Source organism: Neorhizobium puerariae (genome assembly GCF_042429745.1).
Lineage (GTDB): Bacteria > Pseudomonadota > Alphaproteobacteria > Rhizobiales > Rhizobiaceae > Neorhizobium > Neorhizobium puerariae.
In genome coordinates, this window is the sequence record NZ_JBHMAA010000036.1 from 133,043 (window position 1) to 150,089 (window position 17,047).

Sequence of the window (17,047 nt, forward strand, 5' to 3'; positions counted from 1 at the left end):
CAGAACGGGTTAAGGCGCATGGACGACAAATCCATGACAATCGGTATCGTTATCGTCGCCGCGGGCCGCGGTGAACGGGCCGGATCGTCGCAGGACGGCCCGAAACAATACCGCCGGATCGGCGGCAAGCCGGTGATCGCCCATACGCTGGAGCGGTTTCTCACATGGCCGCGCAGCGGCCCCATCGTCGTCGTCATCCATCCCGACGACGAAACCCTGTTTGCCGAAGCGACCGGCCGCTTGCCCGGGGCCGACCGGCTCGTCACGGCCTTCGGCGGGGAGACGCGCCAGCGTTCCGTCCACGAGGGGCTCCGGACGCTGTCCGCCAGCGAGGCGACTCATGTGATGATCCATGACGCGGCGCGGCCGTTCGTCGATCACGGCATCCTCGACCGCGTCGCGCAGGCGCTCGACGAAGGACAGGAAGGCGTGCTGCCGGCCATTCCCGTCACCGACACGCTGAAGCGCGGCGGCTCGGACGGCCTGGTGTACGAGACCGTGCCACGCTCCGGGCTCTACGCCGCCCAGACGCCGCAGAGCTTCCTTCTCTCCGCCATCCGCGTCGCGCATGAGAAGGCGGCGGCACTTCGTCGCGAGGATTTCACCGACGATGCCTCGATCGCCGAATGGGCCGGCCTGCCGGTCACGCTGGTCGAGGGTTCGGTCGACAACGTCAAGCTCACCGTGAAGCGGGATATCGACATGGCCGACGAAAAGCTGTCCTCGAGGGCGTTGCCGGATGTGCGCACCGGCAACGGTTACGACGTGCACCAGCTCGAACCGGGCGACGGAGTGACACTCTGCGGCGTCTTCATTCCGCACGATTTCAAGCTCAGCGGCCATTCGGACGCGGACGTGGCCATGCATGCGTTGACCGATGCGCTGCTGGCCACCTGCGGCGCCGGCGACATCGGCGACCATTTTCCACCGTCCGACATGCAATGGCGCGGCGCGGCGTCGAGGATATTCCTCGACCATGCGGCCAGGATCGTGCGCGAACGCGGCGGGGCGATCATGAACGCCGACATATCGCTCATCGCCGAAGCGCCGAAGATCGCGCCGCACCGCCAGAAGATGCGCGAGACCCTGGCGGAGGTTCTCGGCATTGCCGTCGATCGCTGCTCGGTGAAGGCGACGACAAACGAGAAGATGGGCTTTGTCGGCCGCCGCGAAGGCATCGCCGCGATCGCCACCGCCACCGTCGTCTATCGCGGAGACGCGGCATGAGCCTGTTTCCGGCCGATATCGAAGATCAGGCGCGAAAGATCATTGCGGACTTTTCCGCGCGCGGGCTGATGGTCGCGACCGCGGAATCCTGCACGGGCGGCCTCATCGCGGGCGCCCTGACGGAGATTTCCGGCTCGTCCGCCGTCGTGGACCGTGGTTTCGTGACCTATACGAACCAGGCGAAGACGGATCTCATCGGCGTGACGGAAGCGACACTCGTCGCCCATGGCGCCGTTTCCAGGGAAACCGCCCTGCAGATGGTGCATGGAGCGCTGTTCCGCTCGCGGGCATGGGTGGCCGTGGCCGTGACGGGCATCGCCGGGCCGGGCGGCGGATCGGCGGAAAAGCCGGTCGGCCTCGTGCATCTCGCCGCCCGGAGCCGCTCCGGCACGATCCTGCACCGGGAAATGCGCTACGGCGACATCGGCCGGACCGAAGTCAGGCTCGCGACGGTGCGCACGGCATTGGAGCTGCTGGCGGAAGCCGGAAGGCAGTCAGGGAAAGATCAGACGTAGATCCTGTCCGCCCTTGTCTCGAAAGCCTCGGCAAACATGCGGAAGGCGCGATCGAACATCGATCCCATCAATGCGCCGAGGATCATGCTCTTGAATTCGTAGTCGATGAAGAAGTGCACCACGCAAGCGTCCGGCGAGCCATCGGCGGAGGGCTCGAAGCGCCAGCGATTCTCCAGATATCTGAACGGCCCCTCGATATATTTCACGTCGATCGCCCGCTCCGGCGGGTTCAGAAGGACCTGGGTGGTGAAGGTTTCGCGGATCGCCTTGTAGCCCACCGTCATGTCAGCCACGAGCAGCATCTTGCCATCGCGCTCCTTGCGGGAGCGGACGGCCAGCGCCTCGCAGAGCGGCAGGAATTCCGGGTATTTCTCGACATCGGCGACGAGCGCGTACATCTTGTCGGCGCTGTGCTTCACGGGGCGGCGTATTTCGAACTTGGGCATGAACTGCAGTTAAGCGCCCGCCCCCAGAAGATCAAGGAGATCGCGCATCTCCGCCCTCGATTTCAACATCAGAACCGGCTTCCCGCCGGCATGCGCCTCCAGCCCCTCGACGATACGCCAGGCAAACCGTCTCTCGAAAGTCCAGACGAACCGGAAGAATTCCCAGGACACCCGCTCCGGACAACCGGGCGCCATTTCAGGCCGGGTTCTCCCGATATATCTGGCCCAGCGGCTCAGGATGCCCCAGACGCAGACGCGCCGAGGCATGCGCACCCAGATGACGATATCGCTGCGCGGCACGCGGATATCGAATGTCGAGGGATTGGTGCCATCCATGATCCAGCGTTCCTGGCCGATCAATTCCTCGATGCGGCGGCGCTGCTCGTCCCTTCCCCGCTGCTTCCAGCCGGGCAGCCACACGACGTCGCGATCGATCGAAATATAAGCGAGACCGAAACGGCGGGCGACCTTCTGCGACAGGGTCGACTTTCCGCCTCCGGAACAGCCGACGACCATTATCCGCTGCGCATGCCGAACCTTGCCGGCGGCCTCCGCAATTCCCACGTAGCGGATCGCATTGAGGCCCGATTTGGTGTCCATGATGATCTCCCGGGAATCAGGTTCGCGACATCGTGAATGCGGGTAGCGGCCAATGATGACAGGAGGATTTCCATATCCAACGGAGGGTATTATAGAAGTCCGCCGAATGCGTCGCGACGTGGCATCGAAAGGGCTGCAACAGCAGGCTGCCGATGTCGGATGGCATTCAGATCGATAGAACTAAACATTGGATACATCCGGTTGAAATGATCCATTGCCGCGGGCGCGCGTGCAATGGCATATTCATCCACCGGCAGACCGGACGCACTCGAAAGAAGCATCCATGGACGATTTCTCGCAGATGATAAAGCTGCTCGAATCCGCAAAGCAGCTCGCCGACATGAACCAGCTTCCGATGCTGGTCTATCTGATCGAAATGGCGAAGGCGGAAGCGCGAGGCCACCGCTTCATCCTGCGCGACCGAAGGCGCGGCCAGGACAAGCATGAAAAGGTCCAGGCCGCCGAATAACGGCTTTTCGAGAAAGGGTGCCGCTATTCGGCGGCAGCCAGAAGCTTCTTTTCGCGTGCGGCCCTGAGACGGGCGAAATCATCGCCGGCATGGTGCGAAGACCGGGTCAGCGGGCTCGACGACACCATCAGAAAACCCTTGGTATAGGCAACCGTCTCGTAGGACTTGAATTCCTCGGGCGTCACGAACTTTTCGACCTTGTGGTGCTTGCGGGTCGGCTGCAGATACTGGCCGATCGTCAGGAAATCGACGTCCGCCGTTCTGAGGTCGTCCATGAGCTGCAGCACTTCGTTGCGCTCTTCGCCGAGCCCCACCATGATGCCCGACTTGGTGAACATGGTCGGGTCCAGTTCCTTCACCCGCTGCAGAAGCCGGATGGAGTGGAAATAGCGGGCACCCGGACGAACCGTGAGGTAATTGCCGGGAACGGTTTCCATGTTGTGGTTGAAAACGTCGGGCTTGGCCGCCACGACGCGCTCCAGGGCTCCGGGCTTCTTCAGGAAGTCAGGCGTCAGGATCTCGATGGTCGTCGTCGGGGATGCGGCGCGGATCGCCCAGATCACCTTCTCGAAATGTTCGGCGCCGCCGTCTTCCAGGTCATCACGGTCGACGGAGGTGATGACGACGTGGGAAAGGCCCATCTGTTTCACGGCCTTGGCGACGTTTTCCGGCTCGTCCATGTCGAGCGCATTCGGCCTGCCGGTCGCGACATTGCAGAAGGCGCAGGCGCGGGTACAGATTTCGCCCATGATCATGAAGGTGGCGTGCTTCTTGTCCCAGCACTCGCCGATATTGGGGCAGCCGGCCTCCTCGCAGACCGTCACCAGCTTGTTTTCCTTCACGATCGAACGGGTTTCCTGATAGCCCCTGGAAACCGGCGCACGCACGCGAATCCACTCGGGCTTGCGCATGACCTCCGTATCGGGACGATGCGCCTTTTCCGGATGACGGACGCGCTTTTCTTCGCTGGACCCGATCGTGTCGAGAATAGTGACCATAAGAACCTGCTTTCAACCGCGCTCTTTAAATCCTACAGCGTCCTCAGCGCGCCCCACATATGCGCGCGGCGCTATGGTGCGGGATTTCCGTCAACGCCTGACGAGTTTGGCAACGAATAGCAAAATGCAGGACCCCACGAAACCCTGCACCAGGTAACCCAGCCATCCGCTGGCGACATGGATATTGGCGCTCTCGAAGACGGCATTGGCGATCATCGCGCCGACGATGCCGATCACGATGTTCATCAGCACGCCGAAGCGAAGATCCATCAGGATGCCGGCAAGCCAGCCCGCCACGCCGCCGATGATGACCGCTGCAATCCAACCCACACCCATGTCTCGCTCCCGTCCTTGATGACCTTCGCTCAATATGGGCGGTCGCCCGCCCACACGCAATGCCGCCGGATCATGCGTTCAGAGCCCGGCCAAAGGCGTCGAGCACGCTTTCCTTCATCGTTTCCGAAATGGTCGGATGCGGGAAGATCGTGTGCATCAGCTCTTCCTCGGTCGTCTCCAGGTTCATGGCGACGACGAAGCCCTGGATGAGTTCGGTGACTTCGGCGCCGACCATATGGGCGCCGATGAGTTCGCCGGTCTTCCTGTCGAAGATGGTCTTGACCAGACCCTGGTCCTCGCCGAGCGCGATCGCCTTGCCGTTCGCCACGAAGGGGAAGCGGCCGACGCGGATATCGCGGCCCTCGGCCTTCGCCTTTGCTTCCGTCAGGCCGACCGAGGCGACCTGCGGATGGCAGTAGGTGCAACCCGGGATCTTCAGCTTGTCCATCGGGTGGACATTCGGCAGGCCGGCGATCTTTTCCACGCAGATGACCGCCTCGTGCTCGGCCTTGTGGGCGAGCAGCGGCGGACCGGCGACATCGCCGATCGCGTAGATGCCCGGCACGTTGGTCTTGCCGTAGCCGTCGATGACGATGAAGCCACGGTCGGTCTTCACGCCCACGGCCTCAAGGCCGATGTTCTCGATATTGGCCTGTACGCCGACGGCCGAAATCATCCGGTCGGCGGTGATTTTTTCCGACGAGCCGTCCTTCTTCTCGATGGTGGCAGTGATCGAATTGGCGCCCTTTTCTACCTTGGCGACCTTGGCCTCCAGATGGATCTTCATGCCGGCGCGCTCGAACTGCTTTTTCGCCAGCGCGGAGATTTCCGCATCCTCGACCGGCATGACCTGGCTCATGATCTCGACGACGGTGACGTCGACGCCCATGGTGCGGTAGAAGCTCGCGAATTCGATGCCGATGGCGCCCGAGCCCATGACGAGCAGGGACTTCGGCATCTCTTCCGGCTTCATCGCCTCGAAATAGGTCCAGATCAGCTTGCCGTCCGGCTCGATGCCCGGAAGCGCGCGCGGACGGGCGCCGGTTGCGACGATGATGTGCCTGGCGGTATAGGTGCCTTCGCCGAGCGTGTTCTTCGGCACCGGCCCCTGCGGCTGAACGACGGGCTTGGTGGATTTGCCGACAACGATCTCGCCGGGTTTGGTTATCTTCGCCTCGCCCCAGATGATGTCGACCTTGTTCTTCTTGAACAGGAAGCCGACGCCATTGTTCATCCGTTGCGCGATGCCGCGCGAGCGGGCGACGATCGCCTTCAGGTCCGGCGTCACCGAGCCCTCGATCTTCACGCCGTAATCACCCGGATGTTTGGCGTATTCGAAGACTTCCGCCGAACGCAGCAGCGCCTTGGTGGGAATGCAGCCCCAGTTGGAGCAGATGCCGGCGAGATGCTCGCGCTCGACGACGGCGACCTTGAGCCCCAGCTGGGCGGCGCGGATGGCGGCGATATAGCCTCCGGGACCGGAACCGATAACGATGACATCGTAAGCATTGGCCATAGGCGCTTCACTCCTTGGTTCTCAGAGGGCGCGGAGAAACCGCAAGCCCTGCCCTTGTTTGCCCGGGAGCGAAGCGCCGGCCGGTCCGGGGTCAGACGTCGCTGTCTTCGACGACCGGCTCCACCCGCGTCAGCATCCCGTATATCTCATCCTTCAAGGCCAGCCGCCGCTTGCGCAGGTTGACCATGCGCGCGTCGTCGCATGGCTCGATATCGGTTTCCGCCTTGTGGATTTCGTGGTTCACTTCCTCGTATTCACTGCAAATCCGGTGAAAATGCCCATCCGTTTCACGCAAATAGCGCATCTGGACGACATATTCCGGAAACTCTTCCGCGAGATGGTGTGGCGTGCTCGACATTTTCCCAAACCTCCGTGCTGGGTGACTTGGGAAATGCTAGAACCATTCCATCCCGCTATTCTTTGACCCCGATCAACCTCTCCGCATTCCTTACATTCCCAGCATCACGCGGACGATGGGTTCCAGCCCCCGTCCAAGCGCCCTGGTGTTCTCCGCCGTCAGATGGACGCCGTCGACGGGCGTCGTCTTCGCGACGGAACCCGCATCGAAGAAACCGCAACCGAGATCGTCGGCAAGATCGCGATAGAGCGAGGCAAGCATGGAAGACTGCTCGACACCGCCCCGGAAGATCGCCGAAGACACCGGATCGGCCGTTTCGCAGAGAGGCGGCGGCGAGACGATCAGGATGTCCGGCGCATCGTATTCGAACGAGTAATCGTGTCGGCGGATGAGCGAGACGAGCCGCTGCATGCCGGCGCGAGCCGCATGGGCCGTGCCGGCGATCATCGGCTTCATGTCGTTGCTGCCGAGCATGACGACCACCAGATCGAGCGGCATGTGCGTATGCAGCAACGTCGGCAGGTTCTTCACGCCGTTGCGGTCGCAATCGGCCAGATGATCGTCATAGGCGGTCGTGCGGCCGTTCAGGCCTTCGGCGACAACGGTCACCCCGGGTCCCAGAGCCGCACCGAGGACGCTCGGCCAGCGGTCCTCGAACGCATGCCGGCCGGGTCCTTCCGGATCGTAGCCCCAGGTGAGCGAATCGCCGAAGCAGAGAACAGTCTTCATCGCCGCTCTCACAGTTCCCCTCCTCCTTGCGGGAAGGGGGTGGGGGTGGCCAACGCCACGGCAACTCGCCTCAACACAGATTGCATATCCAACATCACATCCCTGTTCGAGATACGCATAACGCGGAAATTCCGGTCCGGAAGATAAGCGTCGCGTTCAGCATCGCTTCTATGCTGGTTTTTATCGTCATGAACCGGGCCATCCGCCTCGACAACCAAGCGGCTCTGAAGACAGAAAATCTACGATGCAGTTTCCGATCGCCATCTGTCGGCGAAAATGCGTGCCCGGCATTTCCGGTAGTTCCTTTCGAAGCGCAGTCCAGAGGTGGCACTCCGCATCGGTCATAGTCTTGCGCAGACGGGGAGCGTTGCGGCTGGCCGAGGCGCGCTGGCGGTTTTGGATTTTTTTATTCCAAGCCATCCAGCGCCTTCTCCGTGGCACGACCCCCACCCGTCCACTGACGCGGACACCCTCCCCGCAAGGGGGAGGGAAAGTCCATCACACCAGCATCGCCATCGGGTTTTCGATGTAGCGCTTGAATGCCGAAGCAAGCTCGGCACCGAGCGCGCCGTCTATGACGCGGTGGTCGAAGGCGAAGGTCGCCGTCATCACGTTGCCGACCTCGATCTTGCCGTTCCGGACGACCGGCTTTTCGACGCCGGCGCCGATCGAAACGATCGAGGCCTGCGGCAGGTTGATGATCGAAGTAAAGCTCGAAACACCGTACATGCCGAGATTCGACACGGATGTCGTGCCGCCCTGGTATTCCTCGGGCTTCAGCTTCTTGTCGCGGGCGCGCTTGGCAAGGTCCTTCACCTCGTTCGAGATGACGGACAGGGTCTTCGTTTCCGCCTTGCGGACGATCGGGGTGATCAGGCCGTCCGGGATCGACACGGCGACGCCGACATCCGCGTTCTTGTGCAGCACGCGGGCAGTCGAGGTCCAGGAGGCGTTCGCCATCGGAACGTCACGCAGAGCAAGCGCCATCGCCTTGATGATGAAGTCGTTGACCGACAGCTTGAAGGCCGGCACCTCGCCCTTTTCCGTCTTCGTCACCGGCGCCGAGGCATTGATCTCGGCGCGCAGCTTGAGAAGCGCGTCGATCTCGCAATCCATCGAGATGGTGTAGGACGGAACCGTCTGGGTCGACTCGGTGAGCCGGGCGGCGATCGTCTTGCGCATGCCGTCATGCGGCAGGAGCTCGTAGGAGCCCTCCCCGAACAGCTTGAGCACGGCTTCGTCCGAAGGCCCCTTGGCAACGGCGGAAGCCGGAGCACCCGCGGGTGCGGCCTGCGGAGCCGCGGCCGGAGCAGCCTTGGCGGCACCGGAAACAACAAACAACTCGATGTCGCGCTTGATGACCCGACCATGAGGGCCGGAGCCGGACACAGAACGGATATCGATGCCGGCTTCCCTGGCAAGGCGGCGAGCAAGCGGCGACGCGGCCAGCGGATAAGGATCGTCGTCCCCCGAGGCCCGCTGAGCCCCACCTTTGTTTTCCTTCACGCCGTTGCCGACACGCGGGCTGGCGATTTCGGCATTGGCGGCCGGTGCGGCTTCCGCCTTCGGCGCGGGGGCGGCCTCGGCCTTCGGGGCAGAGGCGCCACCACCGGCGGCGGCGGCCGAAACGTCCTCGCCATCGGCGGCGAGGATCGCGATCAGCGCGTTGACCTTGACGCTTTCCGTCCCGGCCGGCACGACGATCTTCGCGACGGTGCCTTCATCGACGGCTTCCACTTCCATGGTCGCCTTGTCGGTTTCGATCTCGGCGATCACATCGCCGGACTTGACCTTGTCGCCTTCCTTGACGAGCCACTTGGAAAGGTTGCCCTCTTCCATGGTCGGCGAAAGGGCAGGCATGGTGATGTTGATCGGCATCGAAACAACCTCCCCTTATTTGTAGCAGACGGTTTTGACAGCCTGGACGACTTCGCCGACATTCGGCAGCGCGAGCTTTTCCAGGTTCGCGGCGTAGGGCATCGGCACGTCCTTGCCGGCGACCGTCAGGATCGGCGCGTCGAGATAGTCGAAGGCCTGCTGCATGACGCGGGTGGCGATTTCCGTGCCGACCGAGTTCTGCGGATAACCCTCCTCGACGGTGACGAGGCGACCGGTCTTCCTGACCGATTCGATGACCGTCGGCAGATCCATCGGACGGATGGTGCGAAGATCGATCAGCTCGACGTCGATGCCTTCCTTGGCCAGTTCCTCGGCCGCCTTCACGGCATAGGTCATGCCGATGCCGAAGGAGACAATCGTCGCGTCCCCGCCCTGCTTGTGGATGCGGGCCTTGCCGATCGGCAGCACGAAATCATCGAGCTTCGGCACTTCGAAATGATGGCCGTAGAGGATTTCGTTTTCCAGGAAGATGACCGGGTTCGGATCGCGGATGGCCGCCTTCAGAAGCCCCTTGGCGTCGGCAGCCGTGTAGGGCTGGACGACCTTGAGGCCCGGAATATGGCTGTACCATGCCGCGTAGTCCTGGCTGTGCTGCGCGGCGACGCGGGCGGCGGCGCCGTTCGGGCCGCGGAAGACGATCGGAGCGCCCATCTGGCCGCCGGACATGTAAAGCGTCTTGGCGGCGGAGTTGATGATCTGGTCGATCGCCTGCATGGCGAAATTGAAGGTCATGAACTCGACGATCGGCCTCAGGCCGGCCATGGCGGCACCGACACCGACACCGGCAAAACCGTGCTCGGTGATCGGGGTATCGACCACGCGGCGGGGCCCGAATTCCTGCAGCAACCCTTGGGTGATCTTGTAGGCGCCCTGGTATTCGGCGACTTCCTCACCCATGACGAAGACGTCCTCGTCGCGGCGCATTTCCTCGGCCATGGCGTCGCGGAGCGCTTCGCGCACGGTCATCGTCACCATTTCCGTGCCGGCCGGAATATCCGGATCGGAGGCGACGGATGCAGCCGGCTGGGCGGGCACGGACGCAGGGGCGGAAGCGGCTGCCGGCGACTGTTCCGCCTGCGGAGCGGCCTTGGGCGCCTCAGCGGGCTTCGCCTCGCTCACGGCATCGGCGCTTTCGCCATCGGCGAGGAGCACGGCGATCCTGGTATTGACCTTGACGTTCTCGGTGCCGGCCGGAACCAGCAGCTTGCCGATCACGCCTTCGTCGACGGCTTCCACTTCCATGGTCGCCTTGTCGGTCTCGATCTCGGCGATCACGTCACCGGAAGTGACCTTGTCGCCTTCTTTTTTCAGCCATTTGCTGAGGGTGCCTTCCTCCATGGTCGGGGAAAGGGCGGGCATAAGGATATCGATAGGCATAAGGTTCCCTCCCCTCGATCAGAGCAGAATGTCAGTGTAGAGCTCGGAAACATCCGGCTCCGGATCGGCCTGGGCGAAATCGGCGCTATCGGCAACGATGTCGCGGACATCCTTGTCGATCGCCTTCAGTTCGTCCTCGCTCGCCCAGCCCTTTTCCAGAAGGCGGGCACGCACCTGCTCGATCGGATCGTGCTCGGAGCGCATCTTCTGCACTTCGTCCTTGGAGCGATATTTCGCCGGGTCGGACATCGAGTGGCCGCGATAGCGATAGGTGAGCATTTCAAGGATGATCGGCCCCTTGCCGGCACGGCACCACTCCGTCGCCTCGTCGGCCGCGGCCTTCACGGCGCGGACATCCATGCCGTCGACCTGGAAACCGGGAATGCCGAAGGAGGCGCCGCGTTGCGAGAAATCGGCCTGAGCCGTGGCGCGGGCGGTGGAGGTGCCCATGGCGTAGCGGTTGTTCTCGATCACGTAGACGACCGGCAGCTTCCACAAGTTGGCCATGTTGAAGCTTTCGTAGACCTGGCCCTGGTTCGCAGCGCCGTCACCGAAATAGGCCGTGCTGACCGAATTGTTGCCGCGGTACTTGTTGGCGAAGGCAAGCCCGGTGCCAAGCGAGACCTGCGCACCCACGATGCCGTGGCCGCCATAAAAATTCTTCTCCTTGGAAAACATGTGCATCGAGCCGCCCTTCCCCTTGGAATAGCCGCCCTGGCGCCCCGTCAATTCCGCCATCACGCCACGCGCGTTCATGCCGGTCGCGAGCATATGGCCGTGATCCCGGTAACCGGTGATGACCTGATCGCCTTCCTTCAGCGCCATCTGCATGCCGACGACGACAGCTTCCTGGCCGATGTAAAGGTGACAGAAACCGCCGATGAAGCCCATGCCGTAAAGCTGGCCGGCCTTCTCCTCGAAGCGGCGAATGAGCAGCATGTCGCGATAAGCCTTGAGCTCCTCGTCCTTGCTGAACTCGGCAAAAGTGCCGCCGTCGAAATTCTTCTTGACCGGCTTGGAAGCCGTCCTGGTAGCAGACTTCGCCGCGGTTTTGCGGCCGGATACAGACGCGGTCTTGGTCGGCGCCATTCATCCCTCCCTGTGTGCTGCGTTGAGAGCGGCGGTGGCATCCCGACGTTTGCCGCCAGAAATACCGCTCCGGTTTCGGGCTGTACCATAGGCAAGAAACGAGACACCAGCAATGCTATAAATGCATGGCTCGCATTCCGGGCAAGACACTGAAATAGTTATCGAAATGTCACATTAACCGAATTTCGGTTAATTCAGAAGTAGTTGTTGAAGATGACGATTTCGTCGTCGCGCGAGACGTTGAGCTGGTAACGAGCAATCTCGTCCAGCATGTCCTTCTCCAGAGAGCCGTCGCTCATGAGCTGCACCTGCCGCTCAAGCGCTTCGCGCCTGGCGGTCAATGCGGCCAATTCCTCCGCGCGCGCCTGCCGCTGACGCTCGAATTCCTCCGTGGCGATCAGACCAAGATCACCATGCACGGAATGATACCCGAAATACGAGAGAAAGGCGACGGTGATTGCGGGAAGAACGAAACGGCCGAATTTTCTCTTCTTATGATGCCTGGTCCACATGCCCAATCAACACCCAACCACGCTTTACGGGGATCGCACGAATCGATCCGGAACAGAATTTCAAATTCGCAGAACTTGATTAAGCAATCGTTGACCGGAACGGCGGCACGAAAAAGCCCGCGCTTTCGGCGCGGGCCCGGGACTTTCCTTTAACGGTGATGCGGCCGGCCCTTCGAAACGCCTTACCGGATCGTTTCGGCCGGTCTCGCCACCAGTCTTACCCCTTCAGGATGGAGCGCCCCGCATAAGCGGCCTGCGGACCCAGCATTTCCTCGATGCGGATAAGCTGATTGTACTTGGCAAGCCGGTCGGAACGCGACAGCGAGCCGGTCTTGATCTGCCCGCAATTGGTGGCGACGGCAAGGTCGGCGATCGTGGAATCTTCCGTCTCGCCCGAACGGTGCGACATGACGGCCGTGTAGCGCGCCTTGTGGGCGGTCTCGACCGCATCGAGCGTTTCCGACAGGGAACCGATCTGGTTGACCTTCACCAGGATGGAGTTGGCGACGCCCATGCGGATGCCGTCGCGCAGGCGTGCCGAGTTGGTGACGAAAAGGTCGTCGCCGACGAGCTGGCACTTGCCGCCGATCTTGTCGGTGAGCCCCTTCCAGCCATCCCAGTCATCCTCGGCCATGCCGTCCTCGATCGAGATGATCGGGTATTTGGCAACGAGTTCGGCGAGATATTCCGCCATGGCGCCCGATTCCAGCGTGCGGCCCTCGCCCTCCATCTCGTACTTGCCGTTCTTGAAGAATTCCGTGGAAGCGCAGTCGAGTGCGAGGCAGACGTCGTCACCCGGCTTGTAGCCGGCCTTCTCGACCGATTTCACGATGAAATCGAGGGCTTCCGAAGCGCTCTTGAGGCCCGGCGCGAAACCGCCCTCGTCGCCGACATTGGTATTGTGCCCCTGGGAAGCCAGTTCCTTCTTCAGGACATGGAAGATTTCCGAACCGATGCGGACGGCGTCGCCCAGCGTGTCGGCGCCGACCGGCATGATCATGAATTCCTGGAAGTCGATCGGGTTGTCGGCATGCGCGCCGCCGTTGATGATGTTCATCATCGGCACCGGCAGGACATGGGCGTTGGGGCCGCCGACATAACGGTAGAGCGGCAGGCCGGAGGCTTCAGCGGCAGCCTTGGCGACGGCCAGGGAGACGCCGAGGATGGCGTTGGCGCCGAGGCGCGATTTGTTCGGCGTGCCGTCGAGCGCGATCATCGTCTTGTCGATATGGATCTGGCTTTCGGCGTCGAAACCGCCGATCGCGTCGAAGATCTCGGTATTGACGGCCTCGACGGCCTTCTCGACACCCTTGCCGTGATAGCGCTTGCCGCCGTCGCGCAGTTCGACCGCTTCGTGCGCGCCGGTGGAGGCACCCGACGGAACGGCCGCGCGGCCGAAAGAGCCGTCTTCCAGATGGACATCCACCTCAACCGTCGGGTTGCCGCGGCTGTCGAGGATTTCACGGGCGATGATATCGGTGATGGCGGTCAAAGGTCTCTCCCTCAGGTTGACGATCACGGGGTCACTGACAATGTCTCATAGTCAATGACACGAAAATTACAATGCGGCGGATTTTTTGCGCTTTCCGGCCGCGATCAGGCGGCCTTGGCGACGGCGTCGAACGCCAGCAGCTTTTCGAGCAGCCGCGGCATGTCCTTCAGGCGCACCATGTTCGGGCCGTCGGACGGGGCGTTGTCCGGGTCCTCGTGGGTTTCGATGAACACGCCTGCAACGCCGACCGCCACCGCCGCCCGCGCCAACGTCTCCACGAACTCCCGCTGCCCACCCGACGAGCCGCCCTGGCCGCCCGGCTGCTGCACCGAATGGGTGGCATCGAAGACGACCGGCGCACCCATGGCCGCCATGATCGGCAGCGAGCGCATGTCGGACACCAGCGTGTTGTACCCGAAGGAAGCGCCGCGCTCGCACAGAAGCACGTTCGGATTGCCGCTCGCGGTGAACTTGGCCAGCACGTTCTTCATGTCCCAGGGCGCCAGGAACTGGCCCTTCTTGACGTTGATGACCCGGCCGGTCTTCGCGGCGGCAACCAGAAGGTCGGTCTGGCGGGACAGGAAGGCCGGGATCTGCAGCACGTCGACCGTTTCGGCCACGACCGCACATTGCTCTTCCGTGTGGATGTCGGTCAGGACCGGGAAGCCGAACTCCTTCTTGAGGTCGGCGAAGATCTCCATGGCGCTTTCGAGACCGATGCCGCGCCTGCCGGCGATCGACGTGCGGTTCGCCTTGTCGAAGGAGGACTTGTAGACGAGCCCGATGCCGAGCTTGCCGCAAAGCTCCTTCAGCGTTCCCGCCATCGTGAAGGCATGGTCGCGGCTTTCCATCTGGCACGGGCCGGCGATCAGCGACAGGCGCGCATCCTGCGCGAAGAGAACCTTGCCGTGTCCTTCGCCGACGGAGACACGCGGGTTGGCGGAAACTTCCATGAGACTATTCCTCGAAGCCGAACAAAACGCCCTGACCGGGCGCCGCCTGGACCAATACGCGGCCTTCCCGGCGGATGAATGCGACGTCATTAGCAGCAAGGACGATCTCTGTCACGGCAAGATCGACCGTCTTGAAGATGACCGCCCGCCCCCAAAGGCCCTCCGCTTCCGGCACCGGCGCAAGGGCGAATTCCGTCTCGATGTCATGTTCCCGCATGACGCGGATGCGCGCATTGGCGGCGGCCAGCACCAGCAGGGAAGGCTCGATCTGCGCCTTCGTCGCCAGCACCTGCTCGGCCAGGGATGCGAATTCGGCCGGCTCCCGGGCCGAAAGAATGATCTCGCTGAGGCCGGTCACCATGTTGGCGTGGCGTTCCAGTTCTCCGCGGTCGGCCGGCAGCGGATCGATCCGCTGACAGGAAAACAGGAAGAAATCCGGCGCACGCTCGTCTCCGGCAAAAGCCAGCCGGAAACTCGCCTCGCTCTCGGAGCCGTCCGGCATCTTCACGCTGCGGGAGAATTCGAGCACGTCGCCGGCGGAGACGCCGCGCAGCCGGAAGCGCGCGTGATCGGCCGCCGCGTCGTCCGTCGCGACCACGAGGGCCGAGAAGCCCTGCCGGTTGCGGGCCTTGCGGAAGGACAGGTCGCGCGCGGTGAAGACGTTGCCGCGCTTGGCGGCGGCCGTCGCATGGCGCCGGTTGGCGAGCGCCAGCGGTTCCAGATACGTGCCGTCAGAGAAGAACACGCAAGAATTGGCGGTTCCGAAAGGATGAAAGGCATCCGGCGCGACTGTAAATCCGAGATCCGTGAGTCGCGAACGCGCAACCGCAAGGTCCGTCACCGGCAGGACGAGATGATCGACTGATCTTGCATTCACGCGAGGCCCCCAGGGATTCGGAATCGCAGAAACTACATTTGGCGGCGGAGCCACTTCGTGCAAGTGGTGCCGGGAGAGATATGTCACAGATATCTATGAAGAAAAAATCATCATACTGGGGGGGTATCTTTTATTTTAGATTGGTATGAGCTTCATTAGATTCAACGATCTCAGAGGCATAGTGGAAAGGGAGGTCTGAGAGCGATGAAATTTACCCCTGAAAAAGCCCGAAAAACACGTCACGGACTTTCATCGACACGTCATTCACCCTGCATAAACACGTCATCCGTGACGTGTCGGATCGACATTCGTTAGAAACGGCAGCGGGCGGCGGTTTCTAACGCAGTGCAGGCCGAAGCACGATCATCTGGAGCATCGACGCGCCCGTCAGATAGATGGCCAAGTGCGCATTAAAAATCGATGGATAACAACTTTTCGAGAAGGCCGGGAAATGGAACCATACGATTTCACCGAATCGGATGGCGACGATGACCCCAGAAGGCAACAATCTTCCCGACGTGAATTCGACCAGCGGCCTTGATATATTCGGGCTTGGCGGCGTAGCGAAATATCTAGCAGGACCGATTGTCCAAGGGATAGGGAGAGTGTTGAAGCCTCTTGCGCATCGGCTGGATAACGCTGCACAAATCGCCAACTGGAACGCGTGGGACGAAGCGTTGAAGGTAAAGGGCTACGAAGCGAAGGTCGTCGATCTAACGTTAGGTGAGCGCGCTGAGGTCCGAATGGTCGCCGAAGCAATTACCCGACAGGATAACCGTGAAGCCATCGCTATCGAAGCCATCAACCACGGAAAGACTCTAACTGCCGATCCCTCTATCGGGCAGTTGCCTCTCCCAGATGCAGACTGGATCGAACGTTTTTGGAGGTTGGCCGAGAACGTCAGCCAACCGAATATGCGGGAGTTTTGGGGTGTTGTTCTCGCACGACGATCAACCGGTAAGGCAGCATTCAGCGCCCGAGCACTCGAATTCTTGAGCACTCTCAGTGGGGATGAGGCGCGAAAGCTGGAGCGGATAGCACAGTTCTCCGTGATCCATTACGTGGATGAAGGCGTCAGCGATCACGCAGTCATGAATCATCTTAGCGATCATACGGATCGGCTGGATAGCGAGAGGAAGAAAGAGCTGGAGGCCTTCAACAAGCGCCTTCACGAATTCATCGGAAACATCGATACGCCGTTGTTCGGCTCCCTGGGCATCTACATTGAAAGCGGCTGGGCGCATTCCATCCTCCAGAAACCTAAAGGTGGCAAAATCTGCTTCACCGTCGCGGGCACCAGTTTTGAAGCCGTTGTTCCGCCTGGGCATGTTGATGAACATGGCTTCTACTATATCGGCGGCTCTACCGGATTGGCACCGTTGGGTAGGGAGTTGATCGGCATGATAGCACCGGAACCAGATGAGCGTTATTTTGACCTTCTTTCGGAGGGCTTCAAAATAAAGGGCATTGAATTGCAGCGAGTTGCTGCTTCTAGCCGTTCATGAGGCCTCGTTATGGTGAAAGTGATCCTAGATCGTGGTGACGATTTAGGGAATTGGGATTCCCAAAGTTGAGCAAATCGGATTCAACGTTGATTTTGGAGATCAGCGATGGATTGTGATGCACTTCGAGACGATCAGTGGGAACGGATCAA

General features: G+C 61.7%; 18 protein-coding genes and 1 pseudogene. 4 read left to right on the forward strand and 15 right to left on the reverse strand.

The features are described 5' to 3' along the window. Window positions 1-33: 33 nt before the first annotated feature. Both ACFFP0_RS27895 and ACFFP0_RS27900 read left to right on the forward strand, forming a co-directional pair. Window positions 34-1,227, forward strand: coding sequence for a bifunctional 2-C-methyl-D-erythritol 4-phosphate cytidylyltransferase/2-C-methyl-D-erythritol 2,4-cyclodiphosphate synthase (locus ACFFP0_RS27895; protein WP_377265482.1), 1,194 nt, complete (start codon window positions 34-36; stop codon window positions 1,225-1,227). Continuing rightward, window positions 1,224-1,742, forward strand: a complete 519-nt coding sequence (locus ACFFP0_RS27900; protein WP_377265483.1) for a CinA family protein — start codon at window positions 1,224-1,226, stop codon at window positions 1,740-1,742. Before ACFFP0_RS27895 ends, ACFFP0_RS27900 begins: the two co-directional genes overlap by 4 nt. Here ACFFP0_RS27900 and ACFFP0_RS27905 read toward each other — a convergent pair. After that, entirely contained in the window at window positions 1,733-2,188 is a 456-nt protein-coding gene (locus tag ACFFP0_RS27905; protein ID WP_377265484.1) for a type II toxin-antitoxin system RatA family toxin, read from the reverse strand. The genes ACFFP0_RS27900 and ACFFP0_RS27905 overlap by 10 nt on opposite strands. A 9-nt stretch (window positions 2,189-2,197) precedes the next feature. Continuing rightward, complete coding sequence (locus tag ACFFP0_RS27910; protein WP_377265485.1) at window positions 2,198-2,788, reverse strand: P-loop NTPase family protein; 591 nt, start codon at window positions 2,786-2,788, stop codon at window positions 2,198-2,200. 283 nt (window positions 2,789-3,071) lie between these two features. Here ACFFP0_RS27910 and ACFFP0_RS27915 point away from each other — a divergent pair, with 283 nt between their 5' ends. Next, window positions 3,072-3,257 (forward strand): hypothetical protein, encoded by a 186-nt coding sequence (locus ACFFP0_RS27915; RefSeq protein ID WP_377265486.1) that lies wholly within the window; start codon window positions 3,072-3,074, stop codon window positions 3,255-3,257. 23 nt (window positions 3,258-3,280) lie between these two features. On the opposite strand, the gene lipA is transcribed toward ACFFP0_RS27915, so the two are convergent. The 13 genes and pseudogenes from lipA to ACFFP0_RS27980 form a co-directional block, all read right to left on the reverse strand. Beyond that, on the reverse strand, window positions 3,281-4,255 hold the full coding sequence (gene lipA / locus ACFFP0_RS27920; protein WP_377265487.1) for a lipoyl synthase: 975 nt from the start codon (window positions 4,253-4,255) through the stop codon (window positions 3,281-3,283). A 90-nt stretch (window positions 4,256-4,345) separates the two neighbouring features. Then, window positions 4,346-4,591 (reverse strand): GlsB/YeaQ/YmgE family stress response membrane protein, encoded by a 246-nt coding sequence (locus tag ACFFP0_RS27925; RefSeq protein WP_377265488.1) that lies wholly within the window; start codon window positions 4,589-4,591, stop codon window positions 4,346-4,348. Between the two features lie 70 nt (window positions 4,592-4,661). Further along, complete coding sequence (gene lpdA, locus ACFFP0_RS27930) at window positions 4,662-6,107, reverse strand: dihydrolipoyl dehydrogenase (protein ID WP_377265489.1); 1,446 nt, start codon at window positions 6,105-6,107, stop codon at window positions 4,662-4,664. A gap of 91 nt (window positions 6,108-6,198) precedes the next feature. Further along, window positions 6,199-6,465: an HP1242/YdcH family protein gene (locus ACFFP0_RS27935; protein ID WP_377265490.1), complete on the reverse strand. Its 267-nt coding sequence runs from the start codon at window positions 6,463-6,465 to the stop codon at window positions 6,199-6,201. A gap of 90 nt (window positions 6,466-6,555) precedes the next feature. Then, complete coding sequence (locus tag ACFFP0_RS27940; protein ID WP_377265491.1) at window positions 6,556-7,194, reverse strand: SGNH/GDSL hydrolase family protein; 639 nt, start codon at window positions 7,192-7,194, stop codon at window positions 6,556-6,558. An 8-nt stretch (window positions 7,195-7,202) separates the two neighbouring features. Next, window positions 7,203-7,614, reverse strand: a pseudogene (locus tag ACFFP0_RS27945) (endonuclease domain-containing protein). 78 nt (window positions 7,615-7,692) lie between these two features. Next, complete coding sequence (locus ACFFP0_RS27950) at window positions 7,693-9,072, reverse strand: pyruvate dehydrogenase complex dihydrolipoamide acetyltransferase (protein WP_377265492.1); 1,380 nt, start codon at window positions 9,070-9,072, stop codon at window positions 7,693-7,695. Window positions 9,073-9,087: 15 nt separating this feature from the next. Next, on the reverse strand, window positions 9,088-10,470 hold the full coding sequence (locus tag ACFFP0_RS27955; RefSeq protein WP_377265493.1) for a pyruvate dehydrogenase complex E1 component subunit beta: 1,383 nt from the start codon (window positions 10,468-10,470) through the stop codon (window positions 9,088-9,090). An 18-nt stretch (window positions 10,471-10,488) separates the two neighbouring features. After that, the gene (gene pdhA / locus ACFFP0_RS27960) at window positions 10,489-11,559 is read right to left on the reverse strand and encodes a pyruvate dehydrogenase (acetyl-transferring) E1 component subunit alpha (RefSeq protein ID WP_377265494.1); all 1,071 of its coding nucleotides are present in this window, start codon (window positions 11,557-11,559) and stop codon (window positions 10,489-10,491) included. A 194-nt stretch (window positions 11,560-11,753) separates the two neighbouring features. Beyond that, a complete protein-coding gene (locus ACFFP0_RS27965; protein ID WP_377265495.1) occupies window positions 11,754-12,071 on the reverse strand; it encodes an FtsB family cell division protein in 318 nt (105 codons plus the stop codon). 217 nt (window positions 12,072-12,288) lie between these two features. After that, complete coding sequence (gene eno / locus ACFFP0_RS27970; RefSeq protein WP_377265496.1) at window positions 12,289-13,563, reverse strand: phosphopyruvate hydratase; 1,275 nt, start codon at window positions 13,561-13,563, stop codon at window positions 12,289-12,291. A gap of 104 nt (window positions 13,564-13,667) precedes the next feature. Beyond that, the gene (kdsA, locus tag ACFFP0_RS27975; RefSeq protein ID WP_377265497.1) at window positions 13,668-14,516 is read right to left on the reverse strand and encodes a 3-deoxy-8-phosphooctulonate synthase; all 849 of its coding nucleotides are present in this window, start codon (window positions 14,514-14,516) and stop codon (window positions 13,668-13,670) included. A gap of 4 nt (window positions 14,517-14,520) precedes the next feature. Beyond that, the gene (locus ACFFP0_RS27980) at window positions 14,521-15,393 is read right to left on the reverse strand and encodes a VOC family protein (protein ID WP_377265498.1); all 873 of its coding nucleotides are present in this window, start codon (window positions 15,391-15,393) and stop codon (window positions 14,521-14,523) included. Between the two features lie 488 nt (window positions 15,394-15,881). Here ACFFP0_RS27980 and ACFFP0_RS27985 point away from each other — a divergent pair, with 488 nt between their 5' ends. Then, complete coding sequence (locus ACFFP0_RS27985; protein ID WP_377265499.1) at window positions 15,882-16,898, forward strand: DUF2806 domain-containing protein; 1,017 nt, start codon at window positions 15,882-15,884, stop codon at window positions 16,896-16,898. The last annotated feature ends 149 nt before the right edge of the window (window positions 16,899-17,047 follow it).

What these genes read in the sequence shown, in the direction of transcription:
- ACFFP0_RS27895 (WP_377265482.1), top strand. Translation starts at nt 34, where the DNA reads ATGACAATCGGTATCGTTATCGTCGCCGCGGGCCGCGGTGAACGGGCC.
- ACFFP0_RS27900 (WP_377265483.1), top strand. Translation starts at nt 1,224, where the DNA reads ATGAGCCTGTTTCCGGCCGATATCGAAGATCAGGCGCGAAAGATCATT.
- ACFFP0_RS27905 (WP_377265484.1), bottom strand. Translation starts at nt 2,188, where the DNA reads ATGCCCAAGTTCGAAATACGCCGCCCCGTGAAGCACAGCGCCGACAAG.
- ACFFP0_RS27910 (WP_377265485.1), bottom strand. Translation starts at nt 2,788, where the DNA reads ATGGACACCAAATCGGGCCTCAATGCGATCCGCTACGTGGGAATTGCG.
- ACFFP0_RS27915 (WP_377265486.1), top strand. Translation starts at nt 3,072, where the DNA reads ATGGACGATTTCTCGCAGATGATAAAGCTGCTCGAATCCGCAAAGCAG.
- lipA (WP_377265487.1), bottom strand. Translation starts at nt 4,255, where the DNA reads ATGGTCACTATTCTCGACACGATCGGGTCCAGCGAAGAAAAGCGCGTC.
- ACFFP0_RS27925 (WP_377265488.1), bottom strand. Translation starts at nt 4,591, where the DNA reads ATGGGTGTGGGTTGGATTGCAGCGGTCATCATCGGCGGCGTGGCGGGC.
- lpdA (WP_377265489.1), bottom strand. Translation starts at nt 6,107, where the DNA reads ATGGCCAATGCTTACGATGTCATCGTTATCGGTTCCGGTCCCGGAGGC.
- ACFFP0_RS27935 (WP_377265490.1), bottom strand. Translation starts at nt 6,465, where the DNA reads ATGTCGAGCACGCCACACCATCTCGCGGAAGAGTTTCCGGAATATGTC.
- ACFFP0_RS27940 (WP_377265491.1), bottom strand. Translation starts at nt 7,194, where the DNA reads ATGAAGACTGTTCTCTGCTTCGGCGATTCGCTCACCTGGGGCTACGAT.
- ACFFP0_RS27950 (WP_377265492.1), bottom strand. Translation starts at nt 9,072, where the DNA reads ATGCCGATCAACATCACCATGCCTGCCCTTTCGCCGACCATGGAAGAG.
- ACFFP0_RS27955 (WP_377265493.1), bottom strand. Translation starts at nt 10,470, where the DNA reads ATGCCTATCGATATCCTTATGCCCGCCCTTTCCCCGACCATGGAGGAA.
- pdhA (WP_377265494.1), bottom strand. Translation starts at nt 11,559, where the DNA reads ATGGCGCCGACCAAGACCGCGTCTGTATCCGGCCGCAAAACCGCGGCG.
- ACFFP0_RS27965 (WP_377265495.1), bottom strand. Translation starts at nt 12,071, where the DNA reads ATGTGGACCAGGCATCATAAGAAGAGAAAATTCGGCCGTTTCGTTCTT.
- kdsA (WP_377265497.1), bottom strand. Translation starts at nt 14,516, where the DNA reads ATGGAAGTTTCCGCCAACCCGCGTGTCTCCGTCGGCGAAGGACACGGC.
- ACFFP0_RS27985 (WP_377265499.1), top strand. Translation starts at nt 15,882, where the DNA reads ATGACCCCAGAAGGCAACAATCTTCCCGACGTGAATTCGACCAGCGGC.